The organism is Mycolicibacter heraklionensis (genome assembly GCF_019645815.1).
GTDB lineage: Bacteria > Actinomycetota > Actinomycetes > Mycobacteriales > Mycobacteriaceae > Mycobacterium > Mycobacterium heraklionense.
The window spans coordinates 2,911,494-2,925,332 of record NZ_CP080997.1; the positions used below are offsets into that span (position 1 = coordinate 2,911,494).

A 13,839-nucleotide genomic window follows, 5' to 3' on the forward strand; every position below is an offset into this window, starting at 1 on the left:
GACCTGGCGGGGGCGGCGCGCAGGCCGTCGAGTAGAAACGAATGATGACTGATGCACCCCGCTACCGTGCCTCCTCCGACTTCCCCAGTCTTCGGTTCGAGCCCGGCGACAACGGCGTGCTGCAGCTGGTGCTGGACGCGCCCGGACTCAATTCGGTGGGCCCGCAGATGCACCGCGACCTCGCCGATGTGTGGCCGGTGATCGACCGCGACGACGACGTGCGCGCGGTACTGGTCCGCGGTGAGGGCAAGGCGTTCTCCGCCGGCGGCAGCTTCGAGCTGATCGAGAAGATCGTCGGCGATCACGCCGGACGGATGCAGGTGCTGCGGGAGGCCCGCGACCTGGTGCTGAACATGGTCAACTTCTCCAAGCCGGTGATCTCGGCGATCAACGGGCCCGCCGTGGGCGCGGGCCTGGTGGTGGCACTGCTCTCGGACATTTCGGTGGCCGGGCGCACCGCCAGGTTGATCGACGGCCACACCAAGCTCGGGGTGGCCGCCGGGGATCACGCGGCGATCTGCTGGCCGTTGCTGGTGGGCATGGCCAAGGCCAAGTACTACCTGCTGACCTGCGAGACCCTGCACGGTGAGGAGGCCGAGCGGATCGGCCTGGTCTCCACGTGCGTCGACGACGACGAGGTGCTGGCCACCGCGACCCGCATCGCCGACGACCTGGCGCACGGCGCCCAAGACGCGATCCGCTTCACCAAGCACAGCCTCAACTACTGGTATCGGCAGTTCGCGCCGGCCTTCGAGACCGCGTTGGGGCTGGAGTTCCTCGGTTTCTCCGGTCCGGACGTGCACGAGGGCCTGGCCGCCATCCGGGAGAAGCGCAAGCCGCAGTTCGGCTGAGTCAGCCGGCGCCGCCGCTCAGACTCGTTGCGCGGCGAGCGCCTGCTCCTTGGCCCAGCGGTAGTCGGCCTTGCCCGACGGCGAGCGCTGCACCTGGGCGCAGAACACCACGTCTTTGGGCAGCTTGTAGCGCGCGATGTGGTTCGCCGCCTCGGTGACGATGTCCTCAGCCCCGGCGTCGGCGCCGGGCGCCAACTGCACCACCGCGACCACCTCGTTGCCCCACCGCTCGCTGGGCCGGCCCACCACCACGACGTCGTAGACGGCCGGATGGTGCGCAATCGCGGCTTCGACCTCCTCGGCGAAGATCTTTTCGCCGCCGGAGTTGATCGTCACCGAGTCGCGGCCCAGCAGCTCAATCCCACCGTCGGCGTCCCAGCGAGCCCGGTCACCGGGAACCGAGTGCCGGATCCCCTCGATGACCGGGAAGGTGCGCGCGGATTTCTCCGGGTCGCCCAGGTACCCCAGCGGCACATGTCCCTGCTGCGCCAGCCAGCCGATCTCGTCGTCGCCGGGCTTGAGAATGCGGGTCATGTCCTCGCTGACCACCACCGCGCCCGGGTTCGGGGTGAATCGGCCGGTGGAGGCCACATCGCGGCTGGTGGTCTGTCCCATCTGCGCCCCGGTCTCCGAAGAACCGCCGGCGTCCAGGATCGACAGCTGCGGCAGCAGATCCACCATCCGCTGCTTGACCGGGACGGTGAGCGATGCACCGCCGCTGGCCAGCACGAACAGTCCCGACAGCGCCTCAGCCAGCTGGGGGCCACCGGCTGCCAGCGCGTCGGCGAGCGGACGTGCGAAGGCATCGCCGACGATCGACAGCGAGATGACTCGCTCCTTGGCCGCCAGTTCCCACGTGCGCACCGGGTCGAACCGGTCGGTGGTCGCCGACATCACGAACGGCCGCCCGCCCAGCAGCGTGATGAAGGCGGCCCACTGGGCGGCGCCGTGCATCAACGGCGCCACTGTCATCGAGCCTGCCGGCACGGCGGCGCAGGCGCGGTCGACGATCTCCTCCACCGTGGTGGGCACGGCACCGGTGCCGAACTCCCGGCCGCCCATGGCGCCGACGAAGATGTCGTGCTGACGCCACAACACGCCCTTGGGCATGCCGGTGGTGCCGCCGGTGTAGAGCAGATATAGGTCGTCCGGGGACAGCGCCAGGCCCAACGGTTCGGCGGAAGTGGCGTCCAGCAGCTCCTCGTAGCGGACCGCACCGGGCAGCGGCTCGTTGCCGGAGTCGTCCTCGACGTGGATCAGCGGCATCGCGGGCAGCCGGTCACCGGCCTGCTGCAACGCTTCGGCCAGCGTGGGCGCGTACCGGGCGTGGTACATGATCGCCTCGGCGGAGGCATTGGTCAGCAGGTAGACCAGTTCGTCGGCGACGTAGCGGTAGTTGACGTTGAACGGCGCGACCCGGGCGTGGTAGGCGCCGAGCATGCCTTCCAGATACTCGTTGCCGTTGGCCAGGTACAGCGCGAGGTGGCTCTGCCCGGATTCGTGGCCGGCCAGCTCGGAGCGTTCGTGGCGCACCCCCAGGCCACGCTCGTGCAGGGCCCGCGCCAGCCGGCGGGACCGGTCCTCGATCTGCTGGTAGCTGAATCGACGGTCGCCGAAGACGATGCAATCCCGCTCTGGCACGGCCGCCGCCACGGCCGAGAACACTTGGGCGAGGTTGAATTCCACTGCCGCTCCTCGATTCGATCGCAACGCCTGGGTAACGCTACTAGGTGACGCCTATTCGACCGCCGACGGTCGCGACGGGCTTTCCCGCCCGACGTCAGGCATGCTTGGCCGCATGTCGGTGGATGTCCTGCTGTACTCGATCCCGCCCGTGCTGGTCTATCTGCTCGTCGGCGCGGTTATCGGGATAGAGAGCCTGGGCGTCCCGTTGCCGGGCGAGCTCATGCTGGTCGGAGCGGCGCTGTTGTCGTCACGGCATGAGTTGGCGGTCGACCCGGTCGGGGTCGCGGTGGCGGCGGTGATCGGCGCGGTGATCGGTGACTCGATCGGCTATTCGATCGGCCGGCGATTCGGTATGCCGCTCTTCGACCGCCTGGGCCGGCGATTTCCGAATCACTTCGGTCCCGGCCACATCGCTTTCGCCGAACAGTCCTTCGGCCGCTGGGGCGCCAGTGCGGTGTTCTTCGGCCGATTCGTGGCACTGCTGCGCATCCTGGCCGGCCCGCTGGCCGGAGCGTTGAAGATGCGTTACCCGCATTTCCTGGTCGCCAATGTGACCGGCGCGATCTTCTGGGCCGGGGGGACCACCGCGCTGGTGTACTACGCCGGGGTCGCGGCCGAGCACTGGCTGTCCCGGTTCTCCTGGGTTGCGCTGCTGATCGCGCTGCTCGCCGGGCTGATCGCGGCCCTCGCGCTGAGGGGCCGCGTCGGCGCCCGGATCGCAGAACTGGACGCCCAACATCGGGCCGAGCCGGACCCGGTCACCGAATAGCCAGCGAATTGGGGGCGAATAAGGGTTGTCCCCGCACCGAAGCGAGAGCATGGTGGAAGGGAGACCGGCGGCGCCGCCGGGGCGTCGCCCCGATCACTCGGAGGCCCCTATGTTCGCGCGTGCAACCACCATTCACGCCCATCCTTCCTTCCTCGATGAGGGGATCACCCACGTCCGCGGCGTGGTGATGCCGGCCCTGGCCGATATGGACGGCTGCGCGGGAATGTCCATGCTGGTCGACCGCGACGCCGGCCGGTGCATCGTCACCTCATCCTGGCTGGATGAAGACACCCTGCGAGCAAGCGAGGCCGCCGCTCAGCAGATGTGCGACCGCGCCGCCGAGATCTTCCACGCCACCGCCGAGATCACCCGCTGGGAGATCGCCGCGGCGCGCCGCGATCATCGGTCTCGGCGGCATGCGGGCGTGCGCGTCACCTGGCTGCGGACCGACCCGGCGGGCTGCGAGCGGATGATCGACACTTACAAGCTGGCGCTGATGCCTGAGCTGGAGGATCTGAACGGCTTCTGCAGCACCACCCTGCTGGTGGACCGCCATTCGGGCCGCGCGGTGTCATCGGTCAGCTTCGACGACCGGGCGGCGCTGGTGGCCAGTCGCAGCGGCGAGCAGGCGATCTGGGCCCGGGCCGTCAACGATGCCGGCGCAGAGATACTGGAAGTCGCCGAATTCGATCTGGCGATCGCCCACCTGAACGTGCCCGAGATGGCGTAGGCCCCATCAGGCGCGAGGACTGACCCGCGAAACTTCGGCACGCCCGAACGCGTGGCGCTGGCTACGCTCGGCCTCATGACACGCCGACGGCGACCGCGCCCGGCCCCGAGTTATCCGAAGACTCGGCGGATCCGTTTCCGCTTCGACGACGGCTTCGACAGCAGCGACGGCTACGGCAAGTATTTCGCCGACGACGACATGGTGCTCAGCCACTTCCTGGCCGGGTTGTCCGGTGGCTTTCCGGCGGGCGAGGAATCTTTCATCCGATCGGTGCGCCGCTTTGCCGATCGCGTCACCGACCCGGTGCTGAAAAAGCAGGTGGCAGGGTTCATCGGTCAGGAGTCCATACACGGCCAGGAGCACCGCCGGCTCAACGCGGTGCTCGCGGCCAAGGGCTATCCGATCCGCTGGCAGGACTCGGAGGCGGTGCACCGCTGGCGGATTCGCGCCGAAGAACGCACCCCGGCCATGGTGCACCTGGCCCAGACCGCGGCGCTGGAGCACTACACCGCGGTCCTGGCGGAGCGCATTCTTTCCACTGACGAGATCCAGGCCATCCCGGGGACGCCCGAGGTATGGAACCTGCTGAATTGGCATGCGGTGGAAGAACTCGAGCACAAGTCGGTGGCCTTTGACCTCTATCGCGCCGTCGGGGGTTCCGAGACGATCCGGATCGCGGCGATGGCGGTGGTGATCGCCGCCACGGTTCCGCTCATCGCACTTGGACTGCTTGTCTCGCTGGGCCGCGACCCGGTGGCACGCCGGCAACCGCGGCGGGCGTTGCGGGGAATCGCCGACCTGTACCGCGGGCCGTTCTTCCGTGGATTTCTGCGGGACGCGGCGGTGTACCTGCGCCCGGGATTTCACCCCGAAGACGTGGATACCGTTGCACTACTTGACCATTGGCGCTCGCGCCTGTTCGGCGCCGGGGGCACCCTCAACGACCATTTGCGCTGAAAGCTCATGGCGGCCTGCGTCGCTAGCCGTCGTTCGCTTTCAGCGCCGCAGCCAGTCTGGCGCGCGAGCGGATGCCGAGTTTGCGGTACACACTCGACAGCGTGCTCTCGATGGTCTTCTCTGACAGAAACAGTTCGGCGGCGATCTCGCGGTTGGTCAAACCGTGAGCCGCGAGAACGGCGGCGCGTCTTTCGGCGGGAGTCAGTCGCTGGCCATCACCGCGCGCGCCGCTCAGTCGAGCTAACTCCGCCCGCGCCCGCTCCGCCCAGAACGGCGCGCCGAGCTCCTCAAAGGCATGGAGCGCGGCGGTGAGAGTCGTGGCCGCGCTCCCCCGTTGGCGCCGGCGGCGTTGAAGTTGGCCCAACAGCAGCTGCGTGCGCGCTTGCTCGAAGGGCATCGGAAGCCGCTGGTGGTGCGCCATGGCGCGCTCCAGGGCGCGGAGTGCTGCGGCAAGGTCGCCACGAGCGGCCAGCACCGCGGCCCGCCCGCGTGCCCCGACCGCCAGCATCCAGGGACGATCACGGTCCGCGCCGTGCGTCTCGAGTGCGTCGACCAGCACTTCGGCCTCTGCGACGTGTTCGAGTGAGGTGAGCGCTTCGATGGCGTCGGGAAGATGTTCGCCGCCCTCGATCTCCAGTTCGTGGGGCGGATCGAATTCGTCGAGCAGCGGCCGTAGGACGGCCAGCGCCGCAGCGTAGTCACCAAGGGATACCTCGAGGAAGGCCAGGACTCTGGTCGGTTCCTTGAGTTGGCGAAGCGCGCCGACGGCGCGGGCCGCCTCGATCGCAGCGCCGGCGTCGGCGCGGGCATCGGCAGCGCGCCCCTGGAATGCCGCGACGGCCGCGCGTTTGGTCCATGCGGTAGCGCAGGACAGCCGCCCACCGAGTTGTTCGGCACGCTGCACAGCCGCGTGCGCGGCGCGGCCCGCGTCGTCGTACCGGCCCGCCCAGATCGCCACCGCGGCAATGCGATTGTCGACCCAGACGAGATCCACCTCGCTGCCGTCGGTAGTCATGCCGTGGCGAACCGCGTGTATCTGGGCGTCGGCGGTCTCGAGGTCACCGACGTACGCCGAGATCACCGCTTCGGTGGCTCGCGCGCGCAAGAACGTGGTGGCACCGCTGCGGGGGTCTTCGAGCTGCACGGCCAGCTGCAACGCCTGACGGTCGACACCCCCGCCCCAGATGAACGTCGCCGTCACCCAAATCGCCAATGCCTGGCTGCGCAGCCCGGGCGCGTCGAGTTCCTCAGCCAACGCGATGGCGCGCTGAGCGTGTTCGATCGTCGCGCTCATCCGGCCGGCGATGGCCAGCGCCAAGGACAAACGCAAGAGGCACACGAGTCTCAGCATGGGCGCATCGGCAGCCTCATCGGCGGCCGCCGACAGCGCCTCGATAGCGCCGGACAAGTCGTCGTCGTAAGCCTTTACCGCGCCCAGGTGCGCCAGCGCCAAGGCACGCAACGGCCCAGGTGGCTGATCGGCGAGTACGGACTGCAGATGGGTGCGCGCCAGCACTATCGATCCCGAGCGAAAGTGCAGTTCCGCCGAGCGGATACGACGCTGCGGACTATCACCACCGCGGTCCAGGACCAAGTCGATCAGCTCGGCAGCGGCGGCCAGCGCGCCCCGCGCCGTCAAGGTGTCGGTAGCCGCGTCTATCTCAGCCAGGGTGCCCGCGTCATTGATTGTCGCCGCCAACGCCAGGTGACGTGCCCGTAGCCCGGAGTCGGCGACGACACCAGCCAGGGCTCGATGGGTGGCGCGACGGCGCGCCGGAGAAGCGTTGGCGGACACGCCATTGGCGTAGAGCGGATGGGCGAATCGGACGTGGTGACCGTCAAGGGTGACCACACCGAGTTTCTCGCAGACTTCGATCGACTCCACCACACGTTCGGGTGACAGCGTGGTGACCCGACTCAGCTCCTCCGCTGTCGGCGATGCAGAGCAGGCCGCGGCCAACAGCACCGCGTGCGCGTCGTCGCCTAAGCGTTCGAGGCGGCGGCACACCAGGGCGGCCAGACTGTCCGGCAGATCGGCCGCGGCTCCTGGCATGTCCAGCTCGGCGCGGGCCAGTTCGAGCGCAAACATCGGGTTGCCGCCTGAGATGCCATGGACCCGCTTAAGTGCCGGGCGCGGCAGCGTGCGGCCCCACCGTGCGGCGATCAGATCGTGCACGCCGTCCAGATCCAACGGGCCCATCCGGACACGCGTGGCGACCGCGGGGTTGCGAAAGGTCAACCACTGAGCCAAGTCAGCGAGATTGGACTCACCGACGCGGACCGTGACCAGAAGCGCCGCCCCCTTCGACAGACGCCGGGCGGTGAACCCGATTACCGCACGACTGGAAGGGTCGAGCCACTGGACGTCGTCGACCGCCAGCAACACCGGCGATCTCGCGCTGAGGCGCTCGACGGCCGCGCAGAACGCAGCGGCGAGCGCCCGTTCATCGATGGCCGGCACACCCGGGGTCAGGTCGCCTCGTGCCCGGTCCAGCGCAAGGCGCTGCTGACTGGGCAGTTCACCCAGCACCGTGTCGTCGATCCCGTCGAGCAAATCAGCAACCGCGGCGAACGCATACTCGACCTCCGTCACTGATCCCTGCGCCGACAGCACCGAAAATCCTTGAGAGCGAGCTGCTTCGGTGGCGCTCAGCATCAGCGTGGTCTTGCCGATGCCGGCCTGTCCCTCGACCACCAACGCCGCAGGCCCCGGTCGAGCACGTGCCAGCAAATCCGACACTGCCCGCGTCTCCGCGCGCGGCACCGTCGTTGACACCGTTTCATCCTCGCACCGCGGGTTAATCTTTGGGCACGGCGCGTTGCCGCGTTTGCTAGGAGGTATCACCCATGCGCTCTTTCAGCCTGGCCGTGGTCGTCACGGTTGCCGTCATGTTCGGTTGCGTGGCCGTGGCTGTGGCGGCCCCGAAGGATTACTGCGCCGAGCTCAAAGGCGGCAATACCGGCCGCACGTGTGAGATCCAGCTCTCCGACGCCGGGTACAGCGTCGACATCAGCATGCCGCTGAACTACCCGGATCAGAAGTCGGTTGCCGAGTACATCGCCCAGACACGCGACGCGTTCCTCAACTCGGCCAAGTCTGGCGCGCCCGGCAGCGCACCAGCCAAGTTGAGCATCAAGCCGACGGAGTACACCTCGTCGATTCCCCCGCGCGGCACGCAAGCGGTGGTGTTCACGGTGGACCAAAACGTCGGCGGGGCCCAGCCACAGACGACGTACAAGGCGTTCAACTGGGACCAGACCTATCGCAAGGCGATCACCTTCGCGGCCGCATCGGACGACAAGGAACATGCGCCGTTGTGGCAGGTGGATGATCCGCTGAAGACCGTCGCGCCGATCGTCCAGGCGGAACTGCAGCAGCAGCTGGCACCGGCGCCCACGCAATCAGGACAGTCGACTACCTCCACGTCCACGTCCACGTCCACCACGGCGCCACCACCGTTGCCGTTCGCGCAAGCCGCGCTGTATGACCCCGCCAACTATCAGAATTTCGCGGTGGTCAACGACGGGGTGATCTTCTTCTTCGACCAGGGCGTCTTGTTGCCCGCTTCGTCGGGGGCGTTACACGTGCTGGTGCCCCGGTCGGCGATCGACCCGATGATCGCCTGACAGCTCCGGACTCGGGTTTGCCGGAACGGACACGAACCGTATCAACCTCCGGCGCAGGCGGATTACGAAGCTGATGTGTCACGTTGCGTCAACTTTGCGGCACCTGGCACACGCCCCGAAAACAAGAAAAGCCACCTGCTTGCAGGCGGCTCTTTTGTGGTCCCGGCTGGGATCGAACCAGCGACCTTCCGCGTGTGAGGCGGACGCTCTCCCCCTGAGCTACGAGACCGGATGAACGAGGACGAACACTAGCACGCCGTGCCCGCTAAGCATCAATGCGCAGGCCCACTTTCGCGCGACTCGCCGCTCTGACATGCAAAGTTGTGTTGTCTCACATGTGTCCGCTAATGTTCTGCATCGCGACGGGCGACGATCTCGCCCGTGGCACGCGGATGTAGCGCAGTTGGTAGCGCATCACCTTGCCAAGGTGAGGGTCGCGGGTTCGAATCCCGTCATCCGCTCGAGGGTGTCAAGTGGCATCAACCCCTTGCGGTGGAGTGGCCGAGTGGTGAGGCAACGGCCTGCAAAGCCGTGCACACGGGTTCGATTCCCGTCTCCACCTCCGTCCCAAGGCTCTAAGCGCGGTTAGCTCAGCGGGAGAGCGCTTCCCTGACACGGAAGAGGTCGCTGGTTCAATCCCAGTACCGCGCACCAGGCTCAACACAGCAAAAACCCCTGCCGCCACCGCGTGACGACAGGGGTTTTTCGGTTCGGCGGACTAGCTCTTGTTGGCCTTGACCACCATGCCGACGAGCGCGGTGACGATGGTGCCCAGCACCCCGCCGCCGACCAGGCTGCCGGCCGCGTTGGCGAGGTCGAACCCACCGGCAGCACCGCTGGTGAGAATGCTGTTCAAGAGGCCACCGCCGGCCAAGCCACCGAGGCCACCACTGATCAAGCTCCCGAGCCCGCCCGGACTGGGGATCTTTGCCGACATGTCGGCCCCTTTGCCCCCGAGCGCGCCCCCGATAGCCCCTGCGATCAGCGATTCGAGCATGGTGTACCCCTTTGTGAACGGTGCGCCGCTTTGTTAGCTGCGCCTACAGATCAGTTATAACGAAGATCACACTTCGCGAAGCTGCATTTGCGCAGATCTACCGGAATTCTGGGCCGGGCCGAGACCACGAGCCGGCAGGCACCACAATCGGTAGCACCGCACGAACCGGGAAAAGTCGCGAAAGGTGGTCCCATGAATCGACCCATCGTCGCCCTGTCGGTGTTCGCCCTGGCAGCCTCCGCTTTGTCGGCGGCGTGTTCGGGCCACACCGATCAGACGAGCGGGCCTCCCTCGGCCGCCACATCCGGCGAATCGGGTACGGCAACGCCGAAACCCGCCGGGCACGCCGGCGACGCCCTGACCCTCACCCGCGTCGACGGCAGCACCGTCACCGTCACCTTGGAGAAGGTGATCAACCCCGCGACCGTCAAGCCCGGCCCCGGCGATCCGGGCGTCACCTATGTCGCGACGCAGTTCACGATCGCCAACCCGGGAACCGCAACCATGAACGGCGACGTCAACACCAACGTCTGGGCGTTCGGTTCCGACGGCCGGCGCTACGCGCCGGATCTGAAAGATGTCGGCGAATGCACGAACTTCGACTCCGGCATGTTCCACATCGCCCCGGGCGAGTCCGCGACCGGTTGCGTGGTCTTCGCGCTGCCGGCCGGTGTGAGCCCGGCGAAAGTCAGGTACGCGCCGTCGTCGGGATTCGCCGAAGGCTTCGGGGAATGGCTTCTTCCCTCCCCCACCCGAGCCACGCCGGCCCCCAACGTCAACTAACGGTTGACGCAAACCATCCCGTCAACCTAGTGTTGACGGCATGGTCGATCCCACCCCGCTCACCCAGTCGGTCCGTCTCGACGACCTCATCAACGCCATCACCGGCGTGCACGACAACCCGCTCGAGCGGTTGACCGATGCCGTGCTGGCCGCCGAGCACCTCGGCGAAGTCGCTGACCATCTGATCGGGCACTTCGTCGACCAGGCACGCCGATCCGGAGCGTCATGGACCGATATCGGCAAGTGCATGGGCGTCACCAAGCAAGCGGCGCAGAAGAAGTTCGTCCCGCGCCCCGAGGCCGCCACGCTCGATCCCGAACAGGGCTTCGCTCGCTTCACCCCACGGGCACGCAGTGCGGTGGTGGCGGCCCAGAACGCCGCCCACCGGGCACGCAACGCCGAGATCACCCCCGACCATCTGGTGCTGGGGCTGCTGCACGATCCCAACGCCCTGGCCACCGCATTGCTCACCGCCCAGCGCGTCGACCCCGACGCCCTCGCGGCCTCGGTCACCCTGCCGCCCGGCGGTGCCGAATCACCCGCCTTGATTCCGTTCAGCGGTCCGGCCCGCAAGGCCCTGGAGTTGACTTTCCGCACCGCACTTCGCCTCGGCCACAACTACATCGGCACCGAGCACCTCCTGTTGGCGCTGCTGGAAGCAGAGGATGACACCGGTCCCCTGCATCGCGCCGGGGTCGACCGCGAGCGGGCCGAAGCCGACCTGGCCAAAGCCCTGGAGGCGATCACCGCGAACCTGGCCGCTCCCGGCACGGAAACCACGAACTGACCGGCGAAACCGCCGGTCTGCGAACCCGCCAGGCCAAGGCTGCTGCACCCGCGATCCCGATGTGCCATCATGCCCAGATGCATCGCTGGATTCTGGCCCTGGTCACTTCCGTCGTCACCGCGTTGGCTGCCCTGCTGACGCCCGCCGCCGGACACGCCACGCCGACCACCACCGCGGAGGCGCCGATCGGGCGCCTCGGCGACACGCTGCGCATCCAATACCACGACGAGGCGTTCGGCCCGATCGTCGCCGATGTCACCGTCCACGACGTGGTGCCCAGCGAGATCCCCCCGGGCTGGGGCGCGAACGGCACGCCGCGCTGGCGCAACCAGGGCGGTCCGTGGCGGGCGAACGTGACCATCCACCCGATCGCGGTGCCCAACCCCTACATCATGGCGGCCTCAGTCACCTTCGACGGTGTCACGCCCGGCGGCGACGCCTACGTGTCCAAGCACACCGACGACCCCACCACCCTGGATGCGGTGCTCACCAACGCTCCCGCGGGCTCCACCGTCAACGGCGGTGTCTACTGGGATGTCTACCGCGGCTTGGTCACCCACGTGGTGATGCTGTCGCGCAACACCGGACTGCGCCTGGCGCAGTGGAATCTGTGAGCTAACCCGCGGGTTTGATGCGGTGGTCCAGCTTCGGCTCTCCTCCGTCGAGCCTCGCTAACCCCCGGGTTTGATGCGGTGGTCCAGCTTCGGCTCTCCTTCATCGAGCCTCGCTAACCCCCGGGTTTGATGCGGTGGTCCAGCTTCGGCTCTCCTTCGTCGAGCCTCGCTAACCCCCGCTGCTCAACGCGAGCAGTCGCGAGGTGGCCCGCAGGTACTTCTTGCGGTAACCGCCGGCCAGCATCTCGGCGCTGAAAATCTGGTCGAGTTTGGCGCCGGAAGCCACCACCGGGATGCCCGCGTCATACAGGCGATCGGTGAGTGCCACCAACCGCAGCGCCACGTTCTGGTCCTCAATGGCGTGCGCACCGGTGAGGAACACCGCGGTGACGCCCTCGATCAGCGTCAGGTAGCGCGACGGATGCATGGTGGCCAGGTGGGCGCACAGCCCGTCGAAGTCGTCCAGCGTCGCTCCCGGCCGCGCCGCGGCGCGCTGCGTGACCTGTTGCGCTGAGGGCGGTTCGGGCGCCGGCGGCAGGTCCCGGTGCCGATAGTCGGGGCCGTCAACCCGAACCGGGGTGAAAATGCTTGCCAGCGCACTGATCTCGCGCAGAAAGTCCTGCACAGCGAAGCGGCCTTCGCCGAGCTGCTCGGGCAACGTGTTCGATGTCGCGGCAATCGAGACCCCGCGCGCCACCAGTTCGGACAGCAGCCGCGACACCAAGGTGGTGTTGCCGGGATCGTCGAGTTCGAACTCGTCGATGCACACCACGGTGTAGCCGCCGAGCAATTCGATGCACTCGGTGAAGCCGAACACCCCGGCCAACTGGGTCAGCTCCATGAACGTCGCGAACGCCGTGCCAGGCGGCTCAGCGGCCGCGGTGTCGGTGATCGCGTGGTAGACCGAGGCCAGCAGGTGCGTCTTGCCGACACCGAAACCACCGTCGAGGTAGATACCCACGCCCGGCAACACCTCGCGCTTGCCCAGCAGCTTGCGCCGTCCGGCGCGCCGGGTGACCGCCTGCGTGCAGAACGCGGTGCACGCCGTCACCGCGGCGGCCTGGCTGGGTTGCGCCGGGTCCGGGCGGTAGCTGGCGAAGCTGGCCCCGGCGAACGTCGGGGGCGGTTTGAGCTGCGCGATCAACCGTTCCGGAGAGACCGCCGGCTGCCTGTCCACCAGGTGGTCGATCGACTCGGCGGCTGGATTGGGCACGCACGAACTGTAGTCACATGGTGCAATCGAGGCCATGTCCGACCTCAGCGCAGACCCCGGATTCACCCTGCTGGGCTCCACGGCGCCCGTCGACGACGCCGAACTGGGCCGGCTGTACGCCTATCCCGAAACCAGCGAGCCGCGCGTGTGGGTGCGGGCCAATTTCATCGGCAGCATCGACGGCGGCGCGACGGTCGCCGGCACGTCCGGTGGACTGGCCGGGCCCGGCGACCGGTCCCTGTTCATGCTGCTGCGGGCGCTGGCCGACGTCGTCGTGGTCGGCGCGGGCACCGTACGGGTTGAGAATTACGGCGGAGCGCGGCTGAGCGTCGCGCAGCGCCAGGGCCGCCGCGACCGCGGACAGTCCGAGGTACCCCGGCTGGCGATCGTGACCCAGTCGGGACAGCTGGACCGCAACCTGCGGGTGTTCAACGACACCGAACTGGCACCGCTGGTGTTGACCTGCTCCGCGGTCGCCGACGACACTCGGCGGCGGCTGGCCGGGCACGCCGACGTCCTGGACTGCTCCGGTGATGACCCCGGGCGGGTGGACGAGGCCGTGCTGCTGGCCGCGTTGGCGCAGCGCGAGCAGTTTCGAGTGCTCACCGAAGGCGGACCGACCCTGCTGGGGTCGTTCATCGAACGCGAGCTGCTTGACGAGCTCTGCCTGACCTTGGCCCCCTATCTGGTCGGCGGCCTGGCCCGCCGTATCGCCACCGGTCCGGGCGAGCTGACCACGCCGATGCGCTGCGCGCATCTGCTCGCCGACGAATCCGGCTACCTCTACGGCCGCTACGTCAAAAGCGCGCGCCTATAAGGTGACAG

13 protein-coding genes and 4 tRNA genes are annotated in these 13,839 nt (G+C 68.0%); 12 read left to right on the plus strand and 5 right to left on the minus strand.

The genetic code is table 11. The features are described 5' to 3' along the window. The first annotated feature begins 44 nt into the window (after nucleotides 1–44). Nucleotides 45–851, plus strand: a complete 807-nt coding sequence (locus K3U94_RS13630) for an enoyl-CoA hydratase/isomerase family protein (RefSeq protein WP_047318613.1) — start codon at nucleotides 45–47, stop codon at nucleotides 849–851. Between the two features lie 18 nt (nucleotides 852–869). Here the strand turns inward: K3U94_RS13630 and K3U94_RS13635 are convergent, their stop codons facing one another. Beyond that, nucleotides 870–2,537: an acyl-CoA synthetase gene (locus tag K3U94_RS13635; RefSeq protein ID WP_220694063.1), complete on the minus strand. Its 1,668-nt coding sequence runs from the start codon at nucleotides 2,535–2,537 to the stop codon at nucleotides 870–872. A gap of 112 nt (nucleotides 2,538–2,649) precedes the next feature. Between K3U94_RS13635 and K3U94_RS13640 the strand changes: the two genes are divergently transcribed. The 3 genes from K3U94_RS13640 to K3U94_RS13650 all read left to right on the plus strand — a co-directional run bounded on the left by K3U94_RS13640 (nucleotide 2,650) and on the right by K3U94_RS13650 (nucleotide 4,993). Further along, nucleotides 2,650–3,306 (plus strand): DedA family protein, encoded by a 657-nt coding sequence (locus K3U94_RS13640; RefSeq protein ID WP_047318614.1) that lies wholly within the window; start codon nucleotides 2,650–2,652, stop codon nucleotides 3,304–3,306. Nucleotides 3,307–3,415: 109 nt separating this feature from the next. Next, entirely contained in the window at nucleotides 3,416–4,036 is a 621-nt protein-coding gene (locus K3U94_RS13645; RefSeq protein WP_047318426.1) for a hypothetical protein, read from the plus strand. Nucleotides 4,037–4,111: 75 nt separating this feature from the next. Next, on the plus strand, nucleotides 4,112–4,993 hold the full coding sequence (locus tag K3U94_RS13650) for a metal-dependent hydrolase (protein ID WP_220694064.1): 882 nt from the start codon (nucleotides 4,112–4,114) through the stop codon (nucleotides 4,991–4,993). Between the two features lie 22 nt (nucleotides 4,994–5,015). On the opposite strand, the gene K3U94_RS13655 is transcribed toward K3U94_RS13650, so the two are convergent. Continuing rightward, on the minus strand, nucleotides 5,016–7,769 hold the full coding sequence (locus K3U94_RS13655) for an AAA family ATPase (protein ID WP_220694065.1): 2,754 nt from the start codon (nucleotides 7,767–7,769) through the stop codon (nucleotides 5,016–5,018). Nucleotides 7,770–7,840: 71 nt separating this feature from the next. Between K3U94_RS13655 and K3U94_RS13660 the strand changes: the two genes are divergently transcribed. Then, nucleotides 7,841–8,620, plus strand: a complete 780-nt coding sequence (locus K3U94_RS13660; RefSeq protein ID WP_220694066.1) for an esterase — start codon at nucleotides 7,841–7,843, stop codon at nucleotides 8,618–8,620. Between the two features lie 157 nt (nucleotides 8,621–8,777). Here the strand turns inward: K3U94_RS13660 and K3U94_RS13665 are convergent. After that, a tRNA-Val gene (locus K3U94_RS13665) sits at nucleotides 8,778–8,849 on the minus strand. Between the two features lie 159 nt (nucleotides 8,850–9,008). On the opposite strand from K3U94_RS13665, the gene K3U94_RS13670 reads away from it, so the two are divergent. From K3U94_RS13670 to K3U94_RS13680, 3 genes are all read left to right on the plus strand, one after another. Continuing rightward, nucleotides 9,009–9,081, plus strand: a tRNA-Gly gene (locus tag K3U94_RS13670). Between the two features lie 30 nt (nucleotides 9,082–9,111). Next, nucleotides 9,112–9,182, plus strand: a tRNA-Cys gene (locus K3U94_RS13675). Between the two features lie 17 nt (nucleotides 9,183–9,199). After that, nucleotides 9,200–9,274: transfer RNA gene (locus K3U94_RS13680), tRNA-Val, on the plus strand. 64 nt (nucleotides 9,275–9,338) lie between these two features. Here the strand turns inward: K3U94_RS13680 and K3U94_RS13685 are convergent. Further along, the gene (locus K3U94_RS13685) at nucleotides 9,339–9,617 is read right to left on the minus strand and encodes a hypothetical protein (protein WP_047318428.1); all 279 of its coding nucleotides are present in this window, start codon (nucleotides 9,615–9,617) and stop codon (nucleotides 9,339–9,341) included. A 192-nt stretch (nucleotides 9,618–9,809) separates the two neighbouring features. Here K3U94_RS13685 and K3U94_RS13690 point away from each other — a divergent pair, with 192 nt between their 5' ends. The 3 genes from K3U94_RS13690 (at nucleotide 9,810) to K3U94_RS13700 (ending at nucleotide 11,801) form a co-directional block, all read left to right on the plus strand. After that, nucleotides 9,810–10,400 carry a DUF4352 domain-containing protein gene (locus tag K3U94_RS13690; protein WP_230987116.1) on the plus strand — a complete coding sequence of 197 codons (591 nt, stop codon included), beginning with the start codon at nucleotides 9,810–9,812 and terminating at the stop codon, nucleotides 10,398–10,400. A 40-nt stretch (nucleotides 10,401–10,440) separates the two neighbouring features. Next, nucleotides 10,441–11,187 carry a Clp protease N-terminal domain-containing protein gene (locus tag K3U94_RS13695; RefSeq protein WP_047318430.1) on the plus strand — a complete coding sequence of 249 codons (747 nt, stop codon included), beginning with the start codon at nucleotides 10,441–10,443 and terminating at the stop codon, nucleotides 11,185–11,187. Nucleotides 11,188–11,264: 77 nt separating this feature from the next. Then, the gene (locus K3U94_RS13700) at nucleotides 11,265–11,801 is read left to right on the plus strand and encodes a hypothetical protein (RefSeq protein ID WP_047318431.1); all 537 of its coding nucleotides are present in this window, start codon (nucleotides 11,265–11,267) and stop codon (nucleotides 11,799–11,801) included. Between the two features lie 169 nt (nucleotides 11,802–11,970). Here K3U94_RS13700 and zapE read toward each other — a convergent pair whose 3' ends face one another. Then, complete coding sequence (zapE, locus tag K3U94_RS13705) at nucleotides 11,971–13,050, minus strand: cell division protein ZapE (protein ID WP_220694067.1); 1,080 nt, start codon at nucleotides 13,048–13,050, stop codon at nucleotides 11,971–11,973. Between zapE and K3U94_RS13710 the strand changes: the two genes are divergently transcribed. Next, the gene (locus tag K3U94_RS13710; RefSeq protein WP_220694068.1) at nucleotides 13,049–13,831 is read left to right on the plus strand and encodes a pyrimidine reductase family protein; all 783 of its coding nucleotides are present in this window, start codon (nucleotides 13,049–13,051) and stop codon (nucleotides 13,829–13,831) included. The two genes, zapE and K3U94_RS13710, sit on opposite strands and share 2 nt — an antisense overlap. Nucleotides 13,832–13,839: the final 8 nt, after the last annotated feature.